The sequence below is a fragment of the Lacrimispora sp. YZC11 genome (genome assembly GCF_057543815.1).
Genome location: NZ_BAAJYQ010000005.1, coordinates 234,868 through 254,540, shown reverse-complemented (window position 1 = coordinate 254,540; position 19,673 = coordinate 234,868). Strand labels below are relative to the sequence as shown.

16 protein-coding genes are annotated in these 19,673 nt (G+C 45.4%); 15 read left to right on the top strand and 1 reads right to left on the bottom strand.

What is annotated here, in order from left to right:
* The first annotated feature begins 299 nt into the window (after positions 1-299).
* From eno to AC27IJ_RS04280, 3 genes are all read left to right on the top strand, one after another.
* Complete coding sequence (gene eno, locus AC27IJ_RS04290; RefSeq protein WP_312503441.1) at positions 300-1,598, top strand: phosphopyruvate hydratase; 1,299 nt, start codon at positions 300-302, stop codon at positions 1,596-1,598.
* A gap of 340 nt (positions 1,599-1,938) precedes the next feature.
* Positions 1,939-2,586, top strand: a complete 648-nt coding sequence (locus AC27IJ_RS04285) for an MBL fold metallo-hydrolase (RefSeq protein WP_312447399.1) — start codon at positions 1,939-1,941, stop codon at positions 2,584-2,586.
* A gap of 18 nt (positions 2,587-2,604) precedes the next feature.
* Positions 2,605-3,246, top strand: a complete 642-nt coding sequence (locus AC27IJ_RS04280) for a 4'-phosphopantetheinyl transferase family protein (protein WP_312447396.1) — start codon at positions 2,605-2,607, stop codon at positions 3,244-3,246.
* Here the strand turns inward: AC27IJ_RS04280 and AC27IJ_RS04275 are convergent.
* Positions 3,170-4,102: a DMT family transporter gene (locus AC27IJ_RS04275; RefSeq protein WP_313155881.1), complete on the bottom strand. Its 933-nt coding sequence runs from the start codon at positions 4,100-4,102 to the stop codon at positions 3,170-3,172. The two genes, AC27IJ_RS04280 and AC27IJ_RS04275, sit on opposite strands and share 77 nt — an antisense overlap.
* Positions 4,103-4,277: 175 nt before the next feature.
* Between AC27IJ_RS04275 and AC27IJ_RS04270 the strand changes: the two genes are divergently transcribed.
* From AC27IJ_RS04270 to AC27IJ_RS04215, 12 genes are all read left to right on the top strand, one after another.
* On the top strand, positions 4,278-5,450 hold the full coding sequence (locus tag AC27IJ_RS04270) for a class I SAM-dependent methyltransferase (RefSeq protein ID WP_487147634.1): 1,173 nt from the start codon (positions 4,278-4,280) through the stop codon (positions 5,448-5,450).
* A 182-nt stretch (positions 5,451-5,632) separates the two neighbouring features.
* On the top strand, positions 5,633-7,180 hold the full coding sequence (locus AC27IJ_RS04265; RefSeq protein WP_312447390.1) for a metallophosphoesterase: 1,548 nt from the start codon (positions 5,633-5,635) through the stop codon (positions 7,178-7,180).
* Positions 7,181-7,277: 97 nt separating this feature from the next.
* Positions 7,278-8,132, top strand: a complete 855-nt coding sequence (locus AC27IJ_RS04260; RefSeq protein WP_487147631.1) for a MurR/RpiR family transcriptional regulator — start codon at positions 7,278-7,280, stop codon at positions 8,130-8,132.
* 285 nt (positions 8,133-8,417) lie between these two features.
* The gene (locus AC27IJ_RS04255; protein WP_312503436.1) at positions 8,418-10,496 is read left to right on the top strand and encodes a methyl-accepting chemotaxis protein; all 2,079 of its coding nucleotides are present in this window, start codon (positions 8,418-8,420) and stop codon (positions 10,494-10,496) included.
* Between the two features lie 306 nt (positions 10,497-10,802).
* Entirely contained in the window at positions 10,803-11,720 is a 918-nt protein-coding gene (gene pfkB / locus AC27IJ_RS04250) for a 1-phosphofructokinase (RefSeq protein ID WP_487147628.1), read from the top strand.
* Positions 11,720-13,639: a PTS fructose transporter subunit IIABC gene (locus tag AC27IJ_RS04245; protein ID WP_487147626.1), complete on the top strand. Its 1,920-nt coding sequence runs from the start codon at positions 11,720-11,722 to the stop codon at positions 13,637-13,639. Before pfkB ends, AC27IJ_RS04245 begins: the two co-directional genes overlap by 1 nt.
* 188 nt (positions 13,640-13,827) lie before the next feature.
* Positions 13,828-14,481 (top strand): HAD family hydrolase, encoded by a 654-nt coding sequence (locus AC27IJ_RS04240; RefSeq protein ID WP_313257746.1) that lies wholly within the window; start codon positions 13,828-13,830, stop codon positions 14,479-14,481.
* Positions 14,482-14,558: 77 nt separating this feature from the next.
* Positions 14,559-15,584, top strand: a complete 1,026-nt coding sequence (locus AC27IJ_RS04235) for an LCP family protein (protein WP_312447376.1) — start codon at positions 14,559-14,561, stop codon at positions 15,582-15,584.
* A gap of 146 nt (positions 15,585-15,730) precedes the next feature.
* The gene (locus AC27IJ_RS04230; protein WP_312447374.1) at positions 15,731-16,720 is read left to right on the top strand and encodes a metal ABC transporter substrate-binding protein; all 990 of its coding nucleotides are present in this window, start codon (positions 15,731-15,733) and stop codon (positions 16,718-16,720) included.
* Positions 16,717-17,421: a metal ABC transporter ATP-binding protein gene (locus AC27IJ_RS04225; protein WP_312447372.1), complete on the top strand. Its 705-nt coding sequence runs from the start codon at positions 16,717-16,719 to the stop codon at positions 17,419-17,421. The genes AC27IJ_RS04230 and AC27IJ_RS04225 overlap by 4 nt, the downstream gene beginning before the upstream one ends.
* Before the next feature lie 2 nt (positions 17,422-17,423).
* Complete coding sequence (locus AC27IJ_RS04220; RefSeq protein ID WP_312447370.1) at positions 17,424-18,293, top strand: metal ABC transporter permease; 870 nt, start codon at positions 17,424-17,426, stop codon at positions 18,291-18,293.
* 1 nt (position 18,294) lies between these two features.
* On the top strand, positions 18,295-19,656 hold the full coding sequence (locus AC27IJ_RS04215) for a TrkH family potassium uptake protein (RefSeq protein ID WP_312447368.1): 1,362 nt from the start codon (positions 18,295-18,297) through the stop codon (positions 19,654-19,656).
* Positions 19,657-19,673 lie beyond the last annotated feature (17 nt).

Genomic DNA, 19,673 nt, shown 5'->3' with positions numbered 1-19,673 from the left:
GATGGAAAAGTCAGTAATAATTATCAATGTCTGTATTGAAATTTCTGGTAAAATGTGCTATGATCATTCTATGAATTAGGAGTAACTAACTCATAATAATTATGGAAATAAGCCATATTAATGAAGTATGGCTGCCAAAGCGATCCATTCCTGGGATTTGGAATGAGGATCCAGCTTACAGAACGGCATCAGAAAAGTTTTTATATGATGATCAACGATGAGAACATGGAAATTGGAAAGAGCTTCCTTAAGGGCTCCTTTCCAGTGTGAAAACCATTTAAAGGAAAAGGAGAAAAACCATGAATTATCTTGAGATTGAAAAAGTAATAGGAAGAGAAATTATTGATTCCAGAGGAAATCCTACCGTAGAGGCTGAGGTACATCTGGCAGACGGAACCATAGCCAGGGGAGCGGCACCCAGCGGTGCGTCTACCGGCGAATTTGAGGCTCTGGAGCTTCGGGATGGGGACAAGGCCCGCTATGGCGGAAAAGGTGTCTTAAATGCGGTTCATAACATCAACACAGTGATCCATTACGCCATCACGGGAATGGATGCTTCCGACATTTACGCCATTGACCAGGCAATGATTTCCGCAGACGGGACAACAGATAAGTCCAGATTGGGAGCCAATGCTATATTGGCAGTGTCCATCGCCTGCGCCAGAGCAGCGGCTATGAGTATGGGAATCCCCCTTTACCGCTTCTTAGGCGGAATTACAGGCAACCGTCTCCCGGTTCCAATGATGAATATTTTAAACGGCGGAGCTCACGCTGCCAATACAGTAGATGTACAGGAATTTATGATCATGCCGGCAGGAGCCTCCAGTTTTAAAGAGGGACTCCGGTGGTGTACAGAAGTATTTCATTGCCTGGCGTCCATATTAAAGGCAAAGGGCCTGGCTACCGCTGTGGGAGATGAGGGCGGCTTTGCTCCGGATGTGGACAGCGACGAAGCTGCCATTGAACTGATTCTTGAGGCAATCAGAAAAGCAGGCTATGAACCAGGGCGTGATTTTGTTCTGGCCATGGACGCAGCTTCCAGTGAGTGGAAGGGAGCGAACAAGGGAGAGTATATCCTTCCTAAGTGCGGCAAGCATTTTACTTCTGAGGAACTCATTGAGCACTGGAAAAAGCTTTGTGAAAAATATCCCATTTATTCCATTGAGGATGCCCTTGATGAGGAAGACTGGGAAGGCTGGGAAAAGCTTACGAAAGAGCTGGGCAGCAAGATCCAGTTGGTTGGAGATGACCTGTTTGTTACCAATACGGAGCGCTTAAAGAGAGGAATCGTAAACGGATGCGCCAATTCCATCCTGATTAAGCTCAACCAGATCGGTTCCGTATCAGAAACTCTTGAGGCGATTAAGATGGCTCACAGCGCAGGTTACACGGCAATTGCTTCCCACCGTTCCGGTGAAACGGAAGATACCACCATCGCAGACCTGGCAGTCGCTCTTAATACGTGTCAGATTAAGACAGGAGCACCAAGCAGAAGCGAACGTGTGGCAAAATATAACCAGCTGCTTCGGATTGAAGAAGAACTGGGAGGAAGTGCGGTTTATCCGGGAATGGATGCATTCCATATCCGGCGGTCATAAGGAATGGGGAAAGCCCTGCATGTCTGTCATTAAGACCTGCAGGGCCTTTTTTATCTGTTGAAGCAGTCATACGCCGGCGGAGAGTCTGCCTTACAGACTCTTTGTTACATATTGGAAAAGGAATTGATGAAAGAGACAAAAGATGATATGCTATAAGCCATAAGAAATCTGGTATCCGCGAAGCCGGAAAACGGAGTAATTGATTGTATATACAGAAAAAGATAGAAGAAAAATCGGGAATATACAAGGCCTTCTTTCAATACAATGAACAATAGCGTAATGGCGCCGAAGGCATTTTCCGGCGGAGAAATAAACGTATTTGAAAGAGAGATGAAAAAAGTTGGCAGAAGTAAAGCGGATCAGGTGCGGGAGTGTGAACAGTTATCTGATTGAGGAACATGGAAGAGCCATTCTTGTGGATACAGGAAGGAACGGATCTGAAGAAAAAATACTGGCCCAGTGCCGGAAAACAAAAGTGGAACTGATCCTGCTCACCCATGGTCATGCGGATCATGTGCAAAATACGGCCTATTTAAAAAAGGAATTGGGAGTACCGGTAGCCCTTCATAAGGAGGATTTAAACCTTATAAAGGACAAATTTAAGGAATCTCTCCGTTTTCAGGGGATGCTGGGAATGGCGGTTGCGGAGGTTTCGGCGAAAAGCTTTGAAACGGACCGGATACCAGAGTTTACCCCGGAAATTTTTGTAAATGAAGGAGACTGGCTGAAGGATTATGGAATCAACGCCAGGATCATGGGGCTGCCGGGTCATACCAGGGGATCCATAGGAATTGATCTTGATGAAAAGGCTGTCATAGTAGGAGATGCGCTGATGAACATGTTTTATCCCGGGCTGTCCCTGGTGTATTGGGACAGGGCGGAGATGTTAAAAAGTGCGGATAAGATTAGCGCTCTTGGCGCAAGAAAGGTATATTTCGGTCATGGATGTCCGGTGGAAAACCGGGCGTGGAACAGGACAGGGATTTAGACAAAGGTTTAAGACGGTATGGTACGGATTTATCTGGAAAGGTATGAAGCAACCCAAGGAAAGAAAAAACGGGAGCAGGAGCACGGGCTTGGAAAAGAGCTTCTTCGTATTGGATTGAAGGATTTATATGGAATCGGTTCTGAATTACAGGATCAGCCGGTCATTTTAAAAGGGGAGCATGGCAAACCATATTTAAAGGACTTTCCTCACATCCACTATAACATCAGCCATACGGATGGCATGGTGGCCTGCGCAATTGGAGACAGGCAGCTGGGAATCGATGTGGAGAGGATACGGCCCTTCCGGCAAAATATCATTAAAAAGGTTTTTTCTGATGCCGAAAGACACCGCATGGAGGAAATACCGGAGTCAGAGCGTTCCCAGTATTTCTTTCGCATATGGACATTAAAGGAAAGCTACTTAAAAGCGACAGGCTTAGGTATCACAGTCCCCCTGACTACCATTTCTTTTGAATGGAAGGAGGAGGCTTCTTTTGCATGTTCTGTCCCAGGTGCATCGTACCATCAGACCATGCTGGAGGGGGGGTATGTTCTTTCCATATGCACTCTGGGAGATGAGGAAATTAATTTTGGGCAGAACCTTGTTTTTTCTGCCAGAGCCGAAAGCCTTTTGAACGGGTTTTGCTTTCAGAAACCATAAGACCGGCCAGGGTCAGCGCGATTCCACAGGCAGACTGGAAACTTATGCGTTCGTTTAACAGGAGCATGGATGAGATCACAGTGATTACCGGGACTGCATAGATGTATACGCTGGTCTTTACAGAGCCCAGCTCCTTTACGGCAAAATTCCAGGTGGCAAAGCATAGGGCGGAAGCGCCCAGACCCAAAAACAGAATATTTAATAAGTTCTTTGTGTCAGCAAGGCGGTAAAAGCCTAGACGGAAGGGGAGAATTGCCAGTGCAGGAACCATGAACAAAAGGCCATAGAAGAAAATGCGCCTTGTTGTTTCAACGGTCCCATGGCCGTATTCTCCTATTTTTTTTGTGATTACAGAATAAGCGGCCCAGGTAACAGCGGCAGCAAGTGCAAGAAAATCTCCCTTGGGGTTTATACTCATACCAGCCGAGCTCTGAAAGCTGATCAGGCTGATTCCTATGATGGCAGTCAAAAATCCGGCCAGAAAACGAGGACCGGGTTTTTCCCCTTTTAGAAACAGCCAGTCAAACAGGGCTGTAAAAAATGGGGCTACGGCTATGATCACGCTGACGTTGGCAGCAAGGGTTATGGTAAGTGCAAAATTCTCCATAAGAAAATATAAGGTAACACCGCATATTCCAGCGGCTGCGAAAAGGCATTCCTGTTTTTTGCTTTTCGTACGCAAAAGGCGGGGACAAGCCAGCCATAAGGCGGCATAGCCGATGAGAAAGCGGAAAAACAAGATTTCAAGAGGAGTAAAAGCCTCAAGAAGAACTTTGGTGGAGATAAAAGTGGTTCCCCATACGAATATGGAGAATCCGGCGGCCAGGTGTCCGTATAAATTGTTCTGCTTATTCATGATTGTCTTCTCCTGTAAGTAATTTTATTAGATTTTAACACAGATCATAAAAAATGTCTTGCAGAATACCCCTGATATTGAAAAAATGGAACTTTGCTGAAAAGAAGGCTTATGAAATCATAAAAAACGGGCAAAAATCTCATAAGGAATAAAAAAGCAGATTGGAGGAAAAGCCATGAAAACCATGACAGACAACTTTTTAATTACCTTTCTTCAGAGATTTGACGAGCACCCGTTTGATGTAAAGCTCCGCGGAGAGACCTATCATATCGGGGAGGGGAATCCGGCGTTTATCGTGAACTTAAAAAAGGATATTGAGGGTAAGGATTTGCTGACCAGCACTTCGCTGGCACTGGGAGAAGCCTATATGAAAGGAACCCTGGATGTGGAAGGGGATCTGTATCATGCATTGAATCATTTCCTGGGTCAGATGGGGAAATTTTCAATGGATCAGGGAAAGCTTAGAAAACTGATTTTTTCATCCCAGTCCAAAAAGAATCAGGAGAAGGAGGTCACTTCCCATTATGATATCGGCAATGATTTCTACCGCCTTTGGCTTGACGATACCTTAAGCTATTCCTGCGGATATTTTAAGACGGAAAGTGATACCTTACACGATGCCCAGTGCAATAAGGTAGAGAGGATTTTAAAGAAGCTGTACTTAAAAAAGGATATGACCCTTTTGGATATCGGCTGCGGCTGGGGATTTTTACTGATTGAGGCTGCCAAGGAATATGGGGTACAGGGAGTTGGAATTACGTTAAGCAAAGAGCAGAAAAAGAAATTTGAAGAACGGATCAAGGAGGAAGGCTTAACGGGCAGGGTGTCGGTGGAATTAATGGATTACCGGGATTTAGAAAGCTGCGGAAAAACCTTTGACCGGGTGGTCAGCGTTGGCATGCTGGAACACGTGGGAAGGGATAATTACGAGCTGTTTGTAAAAAATGCGGAGGCGGTGCTAAATCCCGGCGGATTGCTGCTTCTTCACTACATCAGTGCTCTGAAGGAATATCCCGGTGATCCATGGATGAAGAAATATATTTTTCCGGGAGGCACCATACCAAGCCTTCGGGAAATGATCAATATTTTAAGCGAACACCGGTTTTACACCCTGGACGTGGAAAGTCTTCGCCGTCATTATTGCAGGACATTGCTCTTATGGGGGCAGAATTTTAATGACCACCGTCAGGAGATCGAGGAGAAAATGGGAACAGAGTTTGCCAGAATGTGGGACTTATATTTAAGCTCCTGTGCCGCCACGTTCAATAACGGGGTCATTGATCTCCATCAGATTCTTGTATCCAAGGGGATAAACAATCACTTACCCATGACAAGGTGGTATGAATAACTTAGAAAAGCCGTGGCTGTCCATGTGTGCCAGCCGCGGCTTTTCTGTCGTTTTCCGCCCAGCGGATCACCTGCATTTCCTGCCTTTTGCTGAGGATAAATGGTTGCCGGATTTGGGAAAGCATGTTATGATTCCATAGGATAAAACTGACAGGAAGTGGAAAGGGATCTTTGTGGAATAACATGAACAGAAGAAAAAAGAACTGGCTCCTGGTCCTGATTTATACAATCATGATTCTCCTTTGCTTTGGCATTGTCATGGTTGTGGATCATCTGGATACCACCGACCGTGACGGGAAGGAAACGTCCGGCAGTCCTTATGAGGAAAGCTCAGACGGCCCGGAGCAGGAGCAAAGCACAGATGATAAAGAACATATAACCCCTGAGACAGAAACAGGCGGCCGGATGACGGAACCGGAACGTAAGAAAGAGATCAGGAAAAGACAGCCGGATAAGCCTGCTGCGGGAGATGAAACAGAGGAAGAGACCGAGGAGTATAAGCCTCCGGTGATCGTAGTCGCTTCTGATGTCCATTATTATTCTCCGGAGCTTACGGATTACGGGGAAGCCTTTGAGAAGATGGAAAAGCGTGACGATGGAAAGCTGGTCCATTATATTCCGCAGCTCATGGACGCATTTACGGCTGAAATGGAAGAACTTAAGCCCTCTGCCGTGATCTTAAGCGGGGATCTGACTCTTAATGGGGAAAAGGCAGGCCATGAAGCATTGGCGCAAAAACTTGAAATACTGGAAGAAAAGGGAGTAAAGGTGCTTGTCATACCCGGCAACCATGATATTAACAATTATTTTTCAGCCTCCTATTTCGGCAAGGAGAAAAAAGGGGCAGATATCGTGGACCCTAATGGGTTTTATGATATATACCGCCGGTTTGGGTACGACCAGGCGAGGAGCCGGGATGAAGATTCTTTAAGCTATGTATATGAGCTGGATGAGAAAAACTGGCTTCTGATGCTTGATTCTGCCCAGTATGAACCCCTTAACAAGGTTGGGGGAAGGATCAAAGAAGAAACCCTTGCGTGGATGAAAGAGCAGCTTGAAGAGGCAAGGGAGCTGGGGATAACCGTGATTCCGGTGGCTCACCATAACCTGCTTAAGGAAAGCATTCTCTATCCAACCGACTGCACTCTGGAAAACAGCCAGAATGTTATCTCGCTTTTGGAATCTTACCGGATACCTCTTTACATAAGCGGCCATCTGCACTTACAGAGGACGAAAAAGCATAAGCCGGAGCCGGGAGAGAGTGGGGAGGCGTACCATATCAGTGAAGTGGTTGCTGACTCCTTTGCCATTTCCCCCTGCAGGTACGGCATACTTAAATGGACCGAGGATGAAAGGCTGGTTTATACCACCAAAGAAACGGATGTGGAACGCTGGGCAAAAGGAGCGGGGATTTCCGATAAAAATCTTCTTCAATTCAAGGAATACGGGACAAAATTTCTTATAGAGGTGGTCAGCAGCCAGGTTTCGGAAAGAATTAAGAACCTGCCGGATGAGCAGGTGGAAAAGATGGCGGAGTTGTATGGAGATATTAACAGGGCATACTGTGAAGGGATCCCCGTTGATGCAAAGGAGATACGGTCAGAGGAAGCATTCCGTCTATGGGAGAGGAATCTGCCTGACAGCAGGATGTTTGATGAAATCGGCATAATCCTTAAGGATACGGGAAACGACCACAATACCTGGGAGTGTGAGCTTCAGAAAAAGGAGTAAAACAGAAGGGAAAAGCAGGGAGCGCCTCTTTACAATATATTTCATGTCGTGATATAATTATGAAATAAAATTACACAAAATTCGAGGTAGATTGTTTATGCAGGAAAATATTAGCGTATCCGGTGTTCTCTGCTCATCCTATGATTCGTTTTTTGAAGCGGAAAAAAAGATTGCGGATTATATCCTGGCAAATAAAAGTGAAATAATCGATATGACGGTAGCGGAGCTGGCCCTTGCCAGCGGAACAAGTGATGCCACCGTGTCCAGATTCTGCAGGAGGTGCGGATTTAACGGCTTTCATCACTTAAAGATCAATCTGGCAAAGGAGGTGGCAGAGGAAAGGGGTAATTCCATTGAAGTTTCCAATGACATCAGCAGGGACAGCATTGCCCAGTCCCTGCAGAATATATTGGCAAATAAGGTGGTGGAACTGACCCAGACCATATCCATGATGGATCCAAAAGAGCTGGAACGGATCCTGTCTGTGATCGAACATGCCAGAACCGTGCAGCTGGTGGCCGTGGGAAATACCATACCCGTCGCTTTGGATGGCTCCTTTAAGTTCAACCAGCTGGGGATTCCTGCCGTATCCGGCACCATCTGGGAAACGCAGATGGCTTTTACCTGTAACCTTAAGGAAGAGGATGCTATTATCATCATATCCAATTCCGGCTTTTCCAAGCGGCTGATGACTCTGGTGGCGGTTGCAAAGGAAAACCATACGCAGACCATTGCCATTACAAATAATCCGTCATCCCCCCTTGGCCAGGCCTGTGATTACCATATTACCACGGCTACCAGGGAAAAGCTCCTTCTGGGAGAGTTCTGCTTTTCCAGAGTATCGGCAACCACAGTAATTGAAATATTATATCTGTTTTTATCAGTCAGCAAAGAAGGCTCCCATGACCGCATCAGGCGTCATGAAATCGCTATTTCCGATGATAAAAAATAAATCAGTACCGCCGGTTTTGAAGTGCACCTCCAAACATTAAATTTTATACAATGTTTGGAGGTGCACTTCAAAACCGGCGGTTTGTTTTACCTTCAGGGCCTTCTTCCACGCAATCTTCTCGTAATCCCCTTATAGCCATAAAGTGTGTTTCAATTGTAAAATTCAAGAAAAGATGAAACTGAAAACTTATTAATGAATTCATCCAAGCCGATATAATTCAGTAAAGCCGATGGATCGGGCAATTTAATAATTGCCCGGGAATAACTGTTAAAAGGGGAGATTAAGATGAACGAAGAAAAAATACTATGGAAAAACAGACTTTCAGTAAAGATTCCAATTACCATGGCAAGTATAATTTTGATTGTCATTGTCGCAATGTGTTCCTGTTTAAGTCTGTTAACGGGTGCCACCGTAACTAAAATGACGGAAAAAGAGTTAAATTATATTTCAGATGATAATGCAAAAGAAGTGCAGTCGTATTTGAATAGCATGCTCGTATTTTCCCAGGCACTATCTTTGGAAGTGCAGAGATATCAAACACTTAAAGCGGATGAAGCTAACAAAATGCTGGTAAAATCTTTGCAGGGGGTATTAAGCAATAATAAGATATTTTCGGCATATTACGCATTTGAACCAAACAAATTTATGCCGGATACACCCAAAGGACTTTCTTATTATGCCTTCCGTGATGGCTCCGGAACTGGGCTCGATGTTCTAAATGATTTTGATACATATGGAAATGCAGATTATTATTTACCTGCAAAAACAAATTTATCTACTCATGTAACAGAACCATATGAGTATCAGCTTTCCACTGGAGAAAAAATTTGGCTGATTACATTGAGCAGCCCTATTGTAAATGAAAATGGCGAATTTTTAGGAGTCGCAAATTGCGATATAGATATGTCCAGTATTGCAGGATTAGATTACGCAGACGGAGGATATAAGACTTCCTATAGCTATATTGTTACAGGCAATGGTACTTGTTTGGCTCATACAGTAGACAAAGGAATCGTTGGCAGCGTGCCGCAGTCTGTTTCAGGTTATGACTCGATTCAGAAGGCGGTAGCAAGTGGAACGTCGGTAACTGATACAATTAAGAATTCTTACTCTAATGGAAAATCTGCACTGGTCATTCATAAAGCATTAAAATTAGATGGGACCGATGTTAACTGGTCAAGTGCCTTTGTGGTGAATGAAAGCGAGGCTATGAGTTCAGTAACAAAGATAACATTCGCATTAGCGGGCATTGGTATGATTGGTTTAATTGTACTGATATTGGTCAGTATTATGGCACTAAAGAAAGGCCTTGCTCCAGTGGACTCAGTCATGAAGCTGGCAGACAAGATGAGAAACGGTGATCTTTCTCACAGCAATGGGGATACAATTTATAAAAGTGATGAATTAGGATTGCTGGCTAAAATTTTTTCGGAAACCTCAGAAGTATTGGGCGGCTATATCAATGAAATTTCAAAGGTGCTTGAAAATGTTGCATCAGGCAATCTGGATATTTCAATTGAAAAAGACTTTATAGGAGATTTTAATAAAATAAAAATTGATTTAAGCCGTATCTTAGATTCCTTAAATGATACCTTCAGCGAAATGAGAGTGGCGGCTGAACAGGTGGCAACCGGTGCCGGACAGTTTTCAGACGGATCCCAGTCATTGAGTCAGGGGTCAATTGAACAGGCAAGTTCGGTAGAAGAACTTTCTGCAAAAATTATGGAAATCACCAATCAGGTTAAGGAAAGTGCAATGTATGCGAAAAATGCGAATGATAAGGCTGTGACTGTTGGAACAGAATTGGAAAACAGTAATAAACAGATGAATGAACTTCTTAAGGCCATGGATGACATTACTGTGACTTCAAGCCAGATTGGAAATATTATTAAGACGATTGAAGATATTGCATTCCAGACTAATATACTGGCTCTTAATGCGGCGGTCGAAGCAGCCAGAGCCGGAGAAGCAGGAAAAGGATTTGCAGTTGTTGCTGATGAAGTTAGAAATCTTGCGTCAAAGAGTGCGGAAGCAGCTAAGAATACTACCGGTTTAATTGAAAGTTCTCTTCGTTCCGTACAGGAAGGTGCTAAATATGCAGAGATCTCAGCGGCTTCACTTGGAAATGTTGTGGCAGGCGCCAAAGAAATCATATCTGATATAGCTGAAATTTCAGAAAAAACAAAAGTGCAGTCTTCCTCTTTAGAAGAAGTTACAACCGGTCTTGATCAGATTTCAAATGTTGTCCAGACCAATGCTGCAATCGCAGAGGAAAGCGCTGCGACAAGCCAGGAATTATCGGCACAGGCACAGCTGCTTAAAGAACAGATTGCAAGATTTACATTAAAGAAAAAGTATTTTTAATAAAAATATCCCATAGAGAGTATATGGACAGCAGGTTTGCACAAGATTAGGATGATTGTGTAAATCTGCTTTTTATATAGGGAATTGGGTGTGAGTACTTTGAACTCTTTCGGGGAATACTAAAAGGTCAATTAGCATAAAAAGCTGGTTCATTTTTTCGGGATATTATAGATAAATTGTGCATATTCCTGAAAAATTCCGAGAAATAATATTTCTCGAAGAAACGTGTTGACGAAATAAATAAATCGTATTATATTATAGGAGAGGGAAGAAATAAAATTTTATATATAAAAGGAGAGGTGACATATGATTTACACCGTAACATTTAATCCGGCATTGGATTATGTCATAAGGGTAGATCACTTCACACTGGGAGCAGTCAATAGAACGGAGCAGGAAAGCATCTATTACGGGGGAAAAGGACTGAATGTATCTGCGGTTTTATCGGCTTTGGGGTATGAAAATACCGCTCTGGGCTTTGTGGCAGGATTTACTGGAGAGGAAATTGAACAGGGAGTCAAAGACCTGGGGTTTCAGGCGGATTTTATCCACGTTGAAAAGGGTCTGTCCAGAATCAATGTGAAGCTTAAATCCCAGGAAGAAACAGAGATCAACGGCATGGGTCCGGAGATTACCGCAGAAGACGTTAAGCAGCTTCTTGAAAAGCTGGACCGTTTAACGGCCGGGGATGTACTGGTCTTATCCGGCAGCATTCCAAAATCCATTGACGATGACATCTATGAGCGGATCATGGAGTCTTTAGACGGAAGGGGAGTCCGCATCGTGGTGGATGCAACAAAGGATCTGCTTATTAATGTACTTCCTTATCATCCGTTCCTCATTAAGCCCAATAATCACGAGCTGGGAGAGATGTTTGGCGTAACGCTTCACAGCCCGGAGGAGATTACTTACTATGGAAAGCGCCTTCAGGAAAAAGGCGCCGGTAATGTGCTGATTTCCATGGCAGGAGACGGAGCGATCCTGATTACGGAAGAAGGAGAAGTGTTCCGCATGGGAGTGCCAAAGGGAATAGTGAAGAATTCTGTGGGAGCAGGAGATTCCATGGTTGCAGGATTTATTGCAGGCTACCTGGAAAATGGAAGCTATAAGCATGCCCTGCGCCTGGGAAGCGCAGCGGGAAGCGCCAGTGCCTTCTCAGATGGGCTTGCAGGCAAGGAAGATATCATGAGACTGTATGAAGAATTATCAAAGGAGGGGTTTTGATGAGAATTACAGAACTGCTGAAAAAGGAAAGCATTGAACTGGGAGTAAAGGTTTCCGGCAAGGAAGAGGCCATTGACAGGCTGATCGGCTTAATGGATGCCGGAGGAAGGCTTAAGGATAAGGCCGGATACAAGGAAGGGATTCTGGCAAGGGAAGCCCTGGGCAGCACGGCAGTGGGGGAAGGAATCGCCATTCCACATGCAAAGGTGGCAGCAGTAAAGGAGCCGGGTCTTTCCGCCATGGTAGTGCCGGAGGGCGTGGATTATGAAGCGTTTGACGGTTCACTTGCCCATTTGTTCTTTATGATCGCAGCGCCGGAAGGAGAAGCGGATGTTCACTTGGAGGCATTATCCAGGCTTTCCACTCTTCTCATGGATCCGGATTTTAAGAGTGATTTAATAAAGTCCCAATCAAAGGAAGAATTTTTACGGCTCATCGACGATAAGGAATCAGAACGGTATCAGAAGAAAGAAGAAAAAACCGGACCTGCGGCAAAGGCCCGCAGCGGATATCAGGTTTTGGCAGTGACTGCATGTCCCACCGGAATAGCCCACACCTTTATGGCAGCAGAGAACTTAGAGCAGCAAGGGAAGAAGCTTGGGATTTCGCTTAAGGCGGAAACCAACGGAGCAGAAGGCGTCGGCAATGCCCTGACTAAGGATGAGATCACTGCAGCGGACGGAATCATCATAGCAGCGGATAAGAATGTGGATATGGCCCGTTTTGACGGAAAGCGGGTGGTCATGGCCACTGTAACGGAAGGCATCCAAAAGGGAGAAGAGCTGATCAAAAAAGCGGTTAGCCCGGAGACTCCTGTTTACCATCATTCAGAGTCTGCTTCTTCATCAGAGGACAGGGACCAGGAAAATGTCGGCCGTTCCACCTATAAGCATTTGATGAATGGTGTTTCCCACATGCTTCCTTTCGTTATCGGCGGAGGAATTTTGATCGCACTGGCGTTCCTGTTTGACGATTATTCCATTGATCCTTCTAACTTTGGTAAGAACACCCCTCTGGCCGCTTACTTAAAAACCATCGGGGAACAGGCCTTTGGCATGATGCTTCCGGTTTTGGCTGGATACATTGCCATGAGCATTGCAGACCGTCCTGGTCTGGCAGTGGGATTTGTCGGCGGGCTCATTGCTAAAATGGGCGCCACTTTTGCAAACCCGGCGGGAGGAAGTGTGAACTCAGGCTTCCTTGGGGCTTTGTTAGCCGGTTTTATCGGCGGTTACATTGTGCTCATGCTTAAAAGGGCATTCGGCAAGCTTCCAAAGTCCCTGGAAGGAATCAAGCCTGTTCTTTTGTATCCTTTGATCGGTATTTTCCTTGTAGCCGTGGCAACTACCTTTATCAATCCTTTTGTAGGTGCTATTAACGACGGAATCACGGGCATGTTAAACAGTATGGGCGGTACCAGCAAGATCATCCTGGGTGCTGTCGTTGGCGGCATGATGTCCGTGGATATGGGTGGTCCTGTGAACAAGGCTGCTTACGTGTTTGGTACGGCTCAGCTGGCGGAAGGTAATTTTGATATTATGGCGGCGGTTATGGCAGGCGGTATGGTACCACCCATAGCAGTTGCGCTCTGCACCACATTTTTCAAAAAGAAATTTACGGATAAAGAGCGTCAGTCAGGCCTGGTCAACTATATTATGGGATTGTCCTTTATTTCTGAGGGAGCTATCCCCTTTGCAGCCGCTGACCCAATCCGTGTAATTCCTTCCTGTATCTTAGGTTCTGCAGTAGCAGGCGGTCTTTCCATGGCTCTTGGCTGTACCCTTCGGGCGCCCCATGGAGGTATCTTTGTCCTTCCTACCATTGGAAATCCTTTCGGATACCTGATAGCCGTTATCATTGGTTCTGCGGCAGGCTGCCTTATATTAGCGGCGTTAAAGAAGAATCTGGAAACAGAATAAGGTGTTTATGGCGCCCCGGCAATCCGGCTGGGGCGCTTTGCTGCATCCGGGAAATAGGGAAATGGGTGGATTTTTTAAAGGTTATGTTCTATAATCGAAAGAAGCAGGACTGAATCGTCAAAGTCCCTTTTATTGCTTATGACGGGAGAAAAGGATTTTAGCAGTGAAAAAGCAGGAAGGAGAAAACTATGTATAAATGCTGTATATTTGATCTGGACGGGACCATTATCAATACCATTCATTCCCTGGCTTACAGCATCAGCCTGACCATGGAGCATTTTGGATATGGGCCGGTCGATGAAGCGCATACGAAGAAGTTTGTAGGCGATGGATTTAAAAAGCTGGTTGAACGTGCTCTTATTTATTCGGGAGATGATAAGCTGACCCATTATGAGGAAGCCCTTGCATTTTATGAGGATACGTTTGAGAAAAACTGCCTGTACAAGGTGGAACCATACAAAGGGATGCCAGAGCTTTTAAATTTCCTTAAAGATAAGGGAATCAAGATCGGGGTACTTACAAACAAAGGCCATGAACGGGCCGTTGAATGCGTGGATGCCGTTTATGGCAAAGGATTCTTTGATTTGGTTACCGGGGAAGGCAATGGGGTCAAATGTAAGCCCGATCCATCAGGAGCCTTTATGACTGCAGAGTACTTTCAGGCAAAGCCTTCGGAATGTCTTTATTTTGGAGATACCAATACTGATATGAGTACAGGCATCAATGCCGGAATGGATACGGCAGCCGTAACCTGGGGATTTCGTGACCGGGCGGAGCTGGAAGCATTTCATCCCATGTACATCATCGATCAACCCGATGAGATCAAACATATTTTTGTATAAAATTTTAAAAAAAAGGGAAATTAAGGAGAGATACGTAAAAGTGTCTCTTCTTTTTATTTGGCAATGTGGGAGGAACTATGACTAATCACTTAAAATGGGGATTGATTATGATCGCGGCTGTCTGGGCCGCGTTAATAGGGACTATGCTGGGATATGCCTGGAACATCATGCATATGCCCCAGGGGGCTCCAAGGGTACAGATACCTCAGATGAATAATACGAATATAAGCATTGAGACCCAGGAAAAGATGGAGGGCTACTGGACGGTAGCTGTGTTTGGCGTGGATTCCAGGGAAGGGACTCTGGGAAAGGGGACCAGGTCGGATATGCAGATGATCCTTAATGTAAATCTTGGAACAGGCGAAATCCGTCTTGTTTCTGTTTACCGGGATACCTATTTAAGGATCGATGATAAGGAGCGTTATGATAAGATCAATGAGGCATATTTTAAAGGAGGCCATAAACAGGCCATTGAAGCCTTAAGGGAGAATCTGGATTTGAGCATTGACGATTATGCATCATTTAGCTGGAAGGCTGTTGCTGATGCTATCAATCTTCTGGGAGGGATCGATGTGGATATCAGCCATGAAGAATTCCGGGTGATTAACGGCTTTATCACGGAAACGGTGGAATCGACAGGCGTAGGCTCCCATCATTTAAAACAGGAAGGCCCCAACCATTTAGATGGGGTCCAGGCCGTTGCCTATGCAAGGCTCAGGAAAATGGATACGGATTTTAAGCGGACCGAGCGGCAGAGAGAGGTGGTTGACCTAGCGCTTATAAAGGCCAGGGAAGCGGATGCGGCAACTTTGAGCAAGGTGGTTGCCGCCGTGCTTCCCCAGATATCCACCAGCATCGGTATGAAGGATATGATTCCCCTGATGAAAAATATAAAAAGGTTTCACCTGACTGACACGGAAGGATTCCCGTCAAAGCTTAAGGATGTCATGATCGGAAAAAGAGACTGTGTTGTCCCTGTGACCCTGGAGTCAAACGTAAAAAGGCTTCACCAGTTTCTATTTGATGAAGAAAACTATGAGCCTTCCGATACGGTAAAAGAGATCAGCAGACAGATCGAGCTCCGGATAAAAAATAAGGGTTGAAAATGTGCTGGGCCTGTAAAGGGCAGGAGGAAGTTTCTCTTCTTATGTCTTTTACAGGCCTTTTCCTGTTCAAATGAAAAACTGACCTTTTCCTTCTGTTTAAAATGTGCTATACTATGCAAATGGAATCAGATAGGAGATAAAAAATGAATAAAAATAGATTAAAAAAACTCCTGTTTTTATGCCTGACCATTCCTTTTGCGGCCGTGGCCTTATGGGGCTGCAGCAGAAATGACAGGCCCTCATATACGGAAGGATCTAAGCTCAAGGTTGTGACGACCCTGTTTCCATATTATGACTTTACAAGACAGGTGGCCGGTGACAAGGTAGAACTGACCATGGTGGTTCCGGCAGGAATGGACAGCCACTCCTTTGAGCCAACTCCCGCAGATGTGCAGGTCATCCGGGAGGCAGACGTTTTAATATGCAATGGCGGAGCCTTAGAACACTGGCTTTCCCAGGTTCTCAATGCGGTTGATTCCGGTTCTATGACTGTTGTTACGGGAATGGACTATGTGAATGCGGTACAGGAAGAACTGGTGGAAGGGATGGAAGAGGAAGAGCACCAGCACCTAGAAGACGGTGATGACCATGTCGGGGATATAGAATACGATGAGCATATCTGGACTTCCCCTGTGAATGCCATGACTCTGGTAGAGGCGATCCGGGATACCCTTACGGAAAAGGACCCGGAAAACCGGAGCTATTATGAAGAGAGGGCTAAGGCATACTTAGATAAGCTTAAAAAACTAGACGGGGAGTTCCGCAAGGCAGCAGAGAATAAAAAGCGGGATATGATCGTTGTGGGAGATAAATTTCCTTTCCGTTATCTGGCGGACGAATATGGCCTGTCTTACAGGGCAGCGTTTTCCGGCTGCAGCACGGATACAGAACCAAGCGCCAGAACCATTGCTTATCTCATAGACAAGATGCGCCTGGAACAGATTCCGGTAATCTATTACCTGGAGCTTTCCAGCCACCGGGTGTCTGAGATCATAGCAGAGGAGACAGGGGCGCAACCCCTTTTGCTTCATTCCTGCCACAATGTTTCAAGGCGGGAGTTTGACAGCGGTGTTACTTATCTTGATCTTATGGAACAGAATGTGATTAATTTAACAAGAGGATTGGATGAATGAGCCCATTAATACAATGCAGTCATGTGGATTTTGGATATGAGAACCAGGATGCTGTGGTAGATGTGACGATGGCTGTTAATCCAGGGGAGTATGTCTGTATCGTGGGAGAGAACGGTTCTGGAAAGAGTACTTTGATGAAGGGACTTTTAGGGCTGTTAAAGCCCACAGGCGGCGTCATATCCATGTCTGATGAATTGAAAAAGAGCGGGATCGGCTATCTGCCCCAGCAGACTGCGGCTCAAAAGGATTTTCCGGCAACGGTCCGTGAGGTGGTCTTATCCGGCTGTTTAAGCCGCAGAGGAAACTGGCCCTTTTATTCCGGAAAGGAAAAAAGGCTTGCAGTTAAAAATATGGAGCGGTTAGGAATTATGGGCATTGCCGGAAGATGCTACCGTGAATTATCAGGAGGCCAGCAGCAGAGAACCCTGATTGCAAGAGCTCTTTGCGCCACGGATAAGCTTCTGATTATGGATGAGCCCATAACAGGTCTGGATCCCTCGGCCATTGCGGAATTCTATGAGATCATCCGCAGATTGAACCGTGAGGAAGGGGTTGCCATTCTGATGGTATCTCATGATGTCGCCAATGTTGTAAAAGAGGCGGATAAGATCCTTCATTTGAAACGGGAGGTCCTGTTCTACGGGACGACAAAGGAGTATTTAAAAAGTAATGCAGGATTTATTTATACAGGAGGTGCGTAAAAATGGGAATGATAAGTGAAATGCTGTCCTATCCGTTTCTGGTCAGGGCCTTGGCAGGAGGAATCCTGGTTTCTTTATGTGCTTCTCTTTTAGGCGTCAGCCTGGTGTTAAAACGGTATTCCATGATTGGTGATGGACTGTCTCATGTCTCTTTTGGAGCCTTGTCCTTTGCAGTGGCTTTTGGCTGGTCTCCGCTAAAGATATCTGTTCCGGTGGTGGTGATTGCTGCATTTTTCCTGCTGCGCATCAGGTCGAACGGAAAGATGAAAAGTGATGCAGCCATTGCCATGATATCTGCCGTTGCACTGGCAGCTGGCATTATCGTTACCTCTATGACTACCGGAATGACTACGGATGTAAGCAGCTATATGTTTGGAAGCATACTGGCTATGAGTAAAGAGGATGTCCGTTTAAGCGTAATCCTGTCCTTTTTTGTACTGGGGCTGTTTTTGATTTGCTATAACAAAATTTTTGCGGTGACCTTTGACGAGAGCTTTGCAAGGGCAACGGGAGTAAAGGTGTCCTGGTACAATGTTTTGATTGCGGTCCTGACCGCCGTCACCATCGTTCTGGGTATGAGGATGATGGGAGCCATGCTGATCTCCAGCCTCATAATCTTCCCATCCCTTACCTCGATGCGGGTGTTTAAAAGCTTCCGGGGAGTTGTGATATCTTCCGGGATTTTATCAGTCGTGTGTTTTGTGATCGGCATGATGGCATCATACCGTTATTCTACCCCGGCAGGAGCCAGCGTGGTAATGGTGAATCTGGCGGCATTTCTGGTTTTCTCAGCTGCAGACTGTGGAGCTAGAATGATCCGGGCCGATAAAAAAGCGGGACATAGGACCGCAGGAAAAGAGGAATTACAGTGAGATGAACGTGGAAGAAAAAAGATTAAAGCGTGCCAGACGGCACGTGAGCCAGACACAGTTTATTGCTTATGGATTTTTTTGTCTGATCTTAACAGGAGCCTTGCTTTTGATGCTTCCGATTTCCAGCAGGGATGGACAGTCTGAAGATTTTTTAAGCTGCCTGTTTACTGCTACCAGCGCTTCCTGTGTGACGGGCCTGATTGTCAGGGATACCTGGACCCAGTGGTCTTTGTTTGGACAGATGGTGATTATAACAATGATACAGATCGGGGGCCTTGGGTTTGTTACCGTTGGCGTATTTATCTCTATCGTGCTCAGGCGGAAGATCGGCTTAAAAGAGAGAGGGCTTTTGCAGGAAAGCGTTAATACGTTACAGATCGGCGGAGTTGTAAGGCTGGCGAAAGGGATTATAAAAGGAACCTTTCTCATTGAAGGAACAGGAGCCATTCTTCTGGCCATACGTTTTATTCCTAAATACGGGTTCTGGAGGGGATCGTTTTACGGCATTTTCCACGCCATATCAGCCTTCTGCAATGCAGGATTTGACTTAATGGGAAATCAGAAGCCTTTTAATTCCTTAGTCTCCTATTACGATGACTGGCTGGTGAATCTTGTCATTATGTCTCTGATCATTATAGGCGGCATCGGTTTTATCGTGTGGGAAGATATATATAGGAATAAGCTTCACTTTAAAAAATATATGCTGCATACCAAAATGGTTTTGGTGAGTACCACAGTTCTGGTTTTTGGAGGGGGATTCCTTTTCTATCTGCTGGAACGGAACAATCTTTTGGTGGGGATGAATGCAAGCGGACAGATTTTAACCTCCATGTTCAGTTCTGTAACTGCCAGAACAGCCGGTTTTAATACCACTGATACGGCATCATTGACCGACGGGAGTAAGCTCCTTACCATAATCCTCATGTTCATCGGAGGAAGCCCCGGATCAACAGCGGGAGGAATTAAGACGACAACAATCTTTGTCCTTCTTATGTGCGTACATTCCAATATTAAACAGACCTACGGGGTCAATATTTTTGGAAGGCGTCTGGAAGAGACTGTCATCAAGCGCGCAGGCGCTATTTTGACCATCAACTTGTTTTTGGCTCTTTCTGCTTCCCTGGCTATTATGGCAATTCAGCCGCTGGGATTTTCGGACATACTGTTTGAAACGGCATCAGCCATCGGAACGGTAGGAATGACCACAGGTATCACAAGGGATCTTTATTCTGTATCAAAGGTGATCATTATTATCCTCATGTACAGCGGAAGGATCGGAAGCTTGTCCTTTGCCCTGGCATTTGCTCAAAGTCAGCGCAAGGCTCATGTGGAACAAGTAGCAGAGACCATCAATGTGGGTTAAAGGAAAGGGATAAAATC

Coding starts and splice junctions, on each gene's coding strand:
- eno (WP_312503441.1), top strand. CDS start 300: ATGAATTATCTTGAGATTGAAAAAGTAATAGGAAGAGAAATTATTGAT.
- AC27IJ_RS04280 (WP_312447396.1), top strand. CDS start 2,605: ATGGTACGGATTTATCTGGAAAGGTATGAAGCAACCCAAGGAAAGAAA.
- AC27IJ_RS04275 (WP_313155881.1), bottom strand. CDS start 4,102: ATGAATAAGCAGAACAATTTATACGGACACCTGGCCGCCGGATTCTCC.
- AC27IJ_RS04270 (WP_487147634.1), top strand. CDS start 4,278: ATGAAAACCATGACAGACAACTTTTTAATTACCTTTCTTCAGAGATTT.
- AC27IJ_RS04265 (WP_312447390.1), top strand. CDS start 5,633: ATGAACAGAAGAAAAAAGAACTGGCTCCTGGTCCTGATTTATACAATC.
- AC27IJ_RS04260 (WP_487147631.1), top strand. CDS start 7,278: ATGCAGGAAAATATTAGCGTATCCGGTGTTCTCTGCTCATCCTATGAT.
- AC27IJ_RS04255 (WP_312503436.1), top strand. CDS start 8,418: ATGAACGAAGAAAAAATACTATGGAAAAACAGACTTTCAGTAAAGATT.
- pfkB (WP_487147628.1), top strand. CDS start 10,803: ATGATTTACACCGTAACATTTAATCCGGCATTGGATTATGTCATAAGG.
- AC27IJ_RS04245 (WP_487147626.1), top strand. CDS start 11,720: ATGAGAATTACAGAACTGCTGAAAAAGGAAAGCATTGAACTGGGAGTA.
- AC27IJ_RS04240 (WP_313257746.1), top strand. CDS start 13,828: ATGTATAAATGCTGTATATTTGATCTGGACGGGACCATTATCAATACC.
- AC27IJ_RS04235 (WP_312447376.1), top strand. CDS start 14,559: ATGACTAATCACTTAAAATGGGGATTGATTATGATCGCGGCTGTCTGG.
- AC27IJ_RS04230 (WP_312447374.1), top strand. CDS start 15,731: ATGAATAAAAATAGATTAAAAAAACTCCTGTTTTTATGCCTGACCATT.
- AC27IJ_RS04225 (WP_312447372.1), top strand. CDS start 16,717: ATGAGCCCATTAATACAATGCAGTCATGTGGATTTTGGATATGAGAAC.
- AC27IJ_RS04220 (WP_312447370.1), top strand. CDS start 17,424: ATGGGAATGATAAGTGAAATGCTGTCCTATCCGTTTCTGGTCAGGGCC.
- AC27IJ_RS04215 (WP_312447368.1), top strand. CDS start 18,295: ATGAACGTGGAAGAAAAAAGATTAAAGCGTGCCAGACGGCACGTGAGC.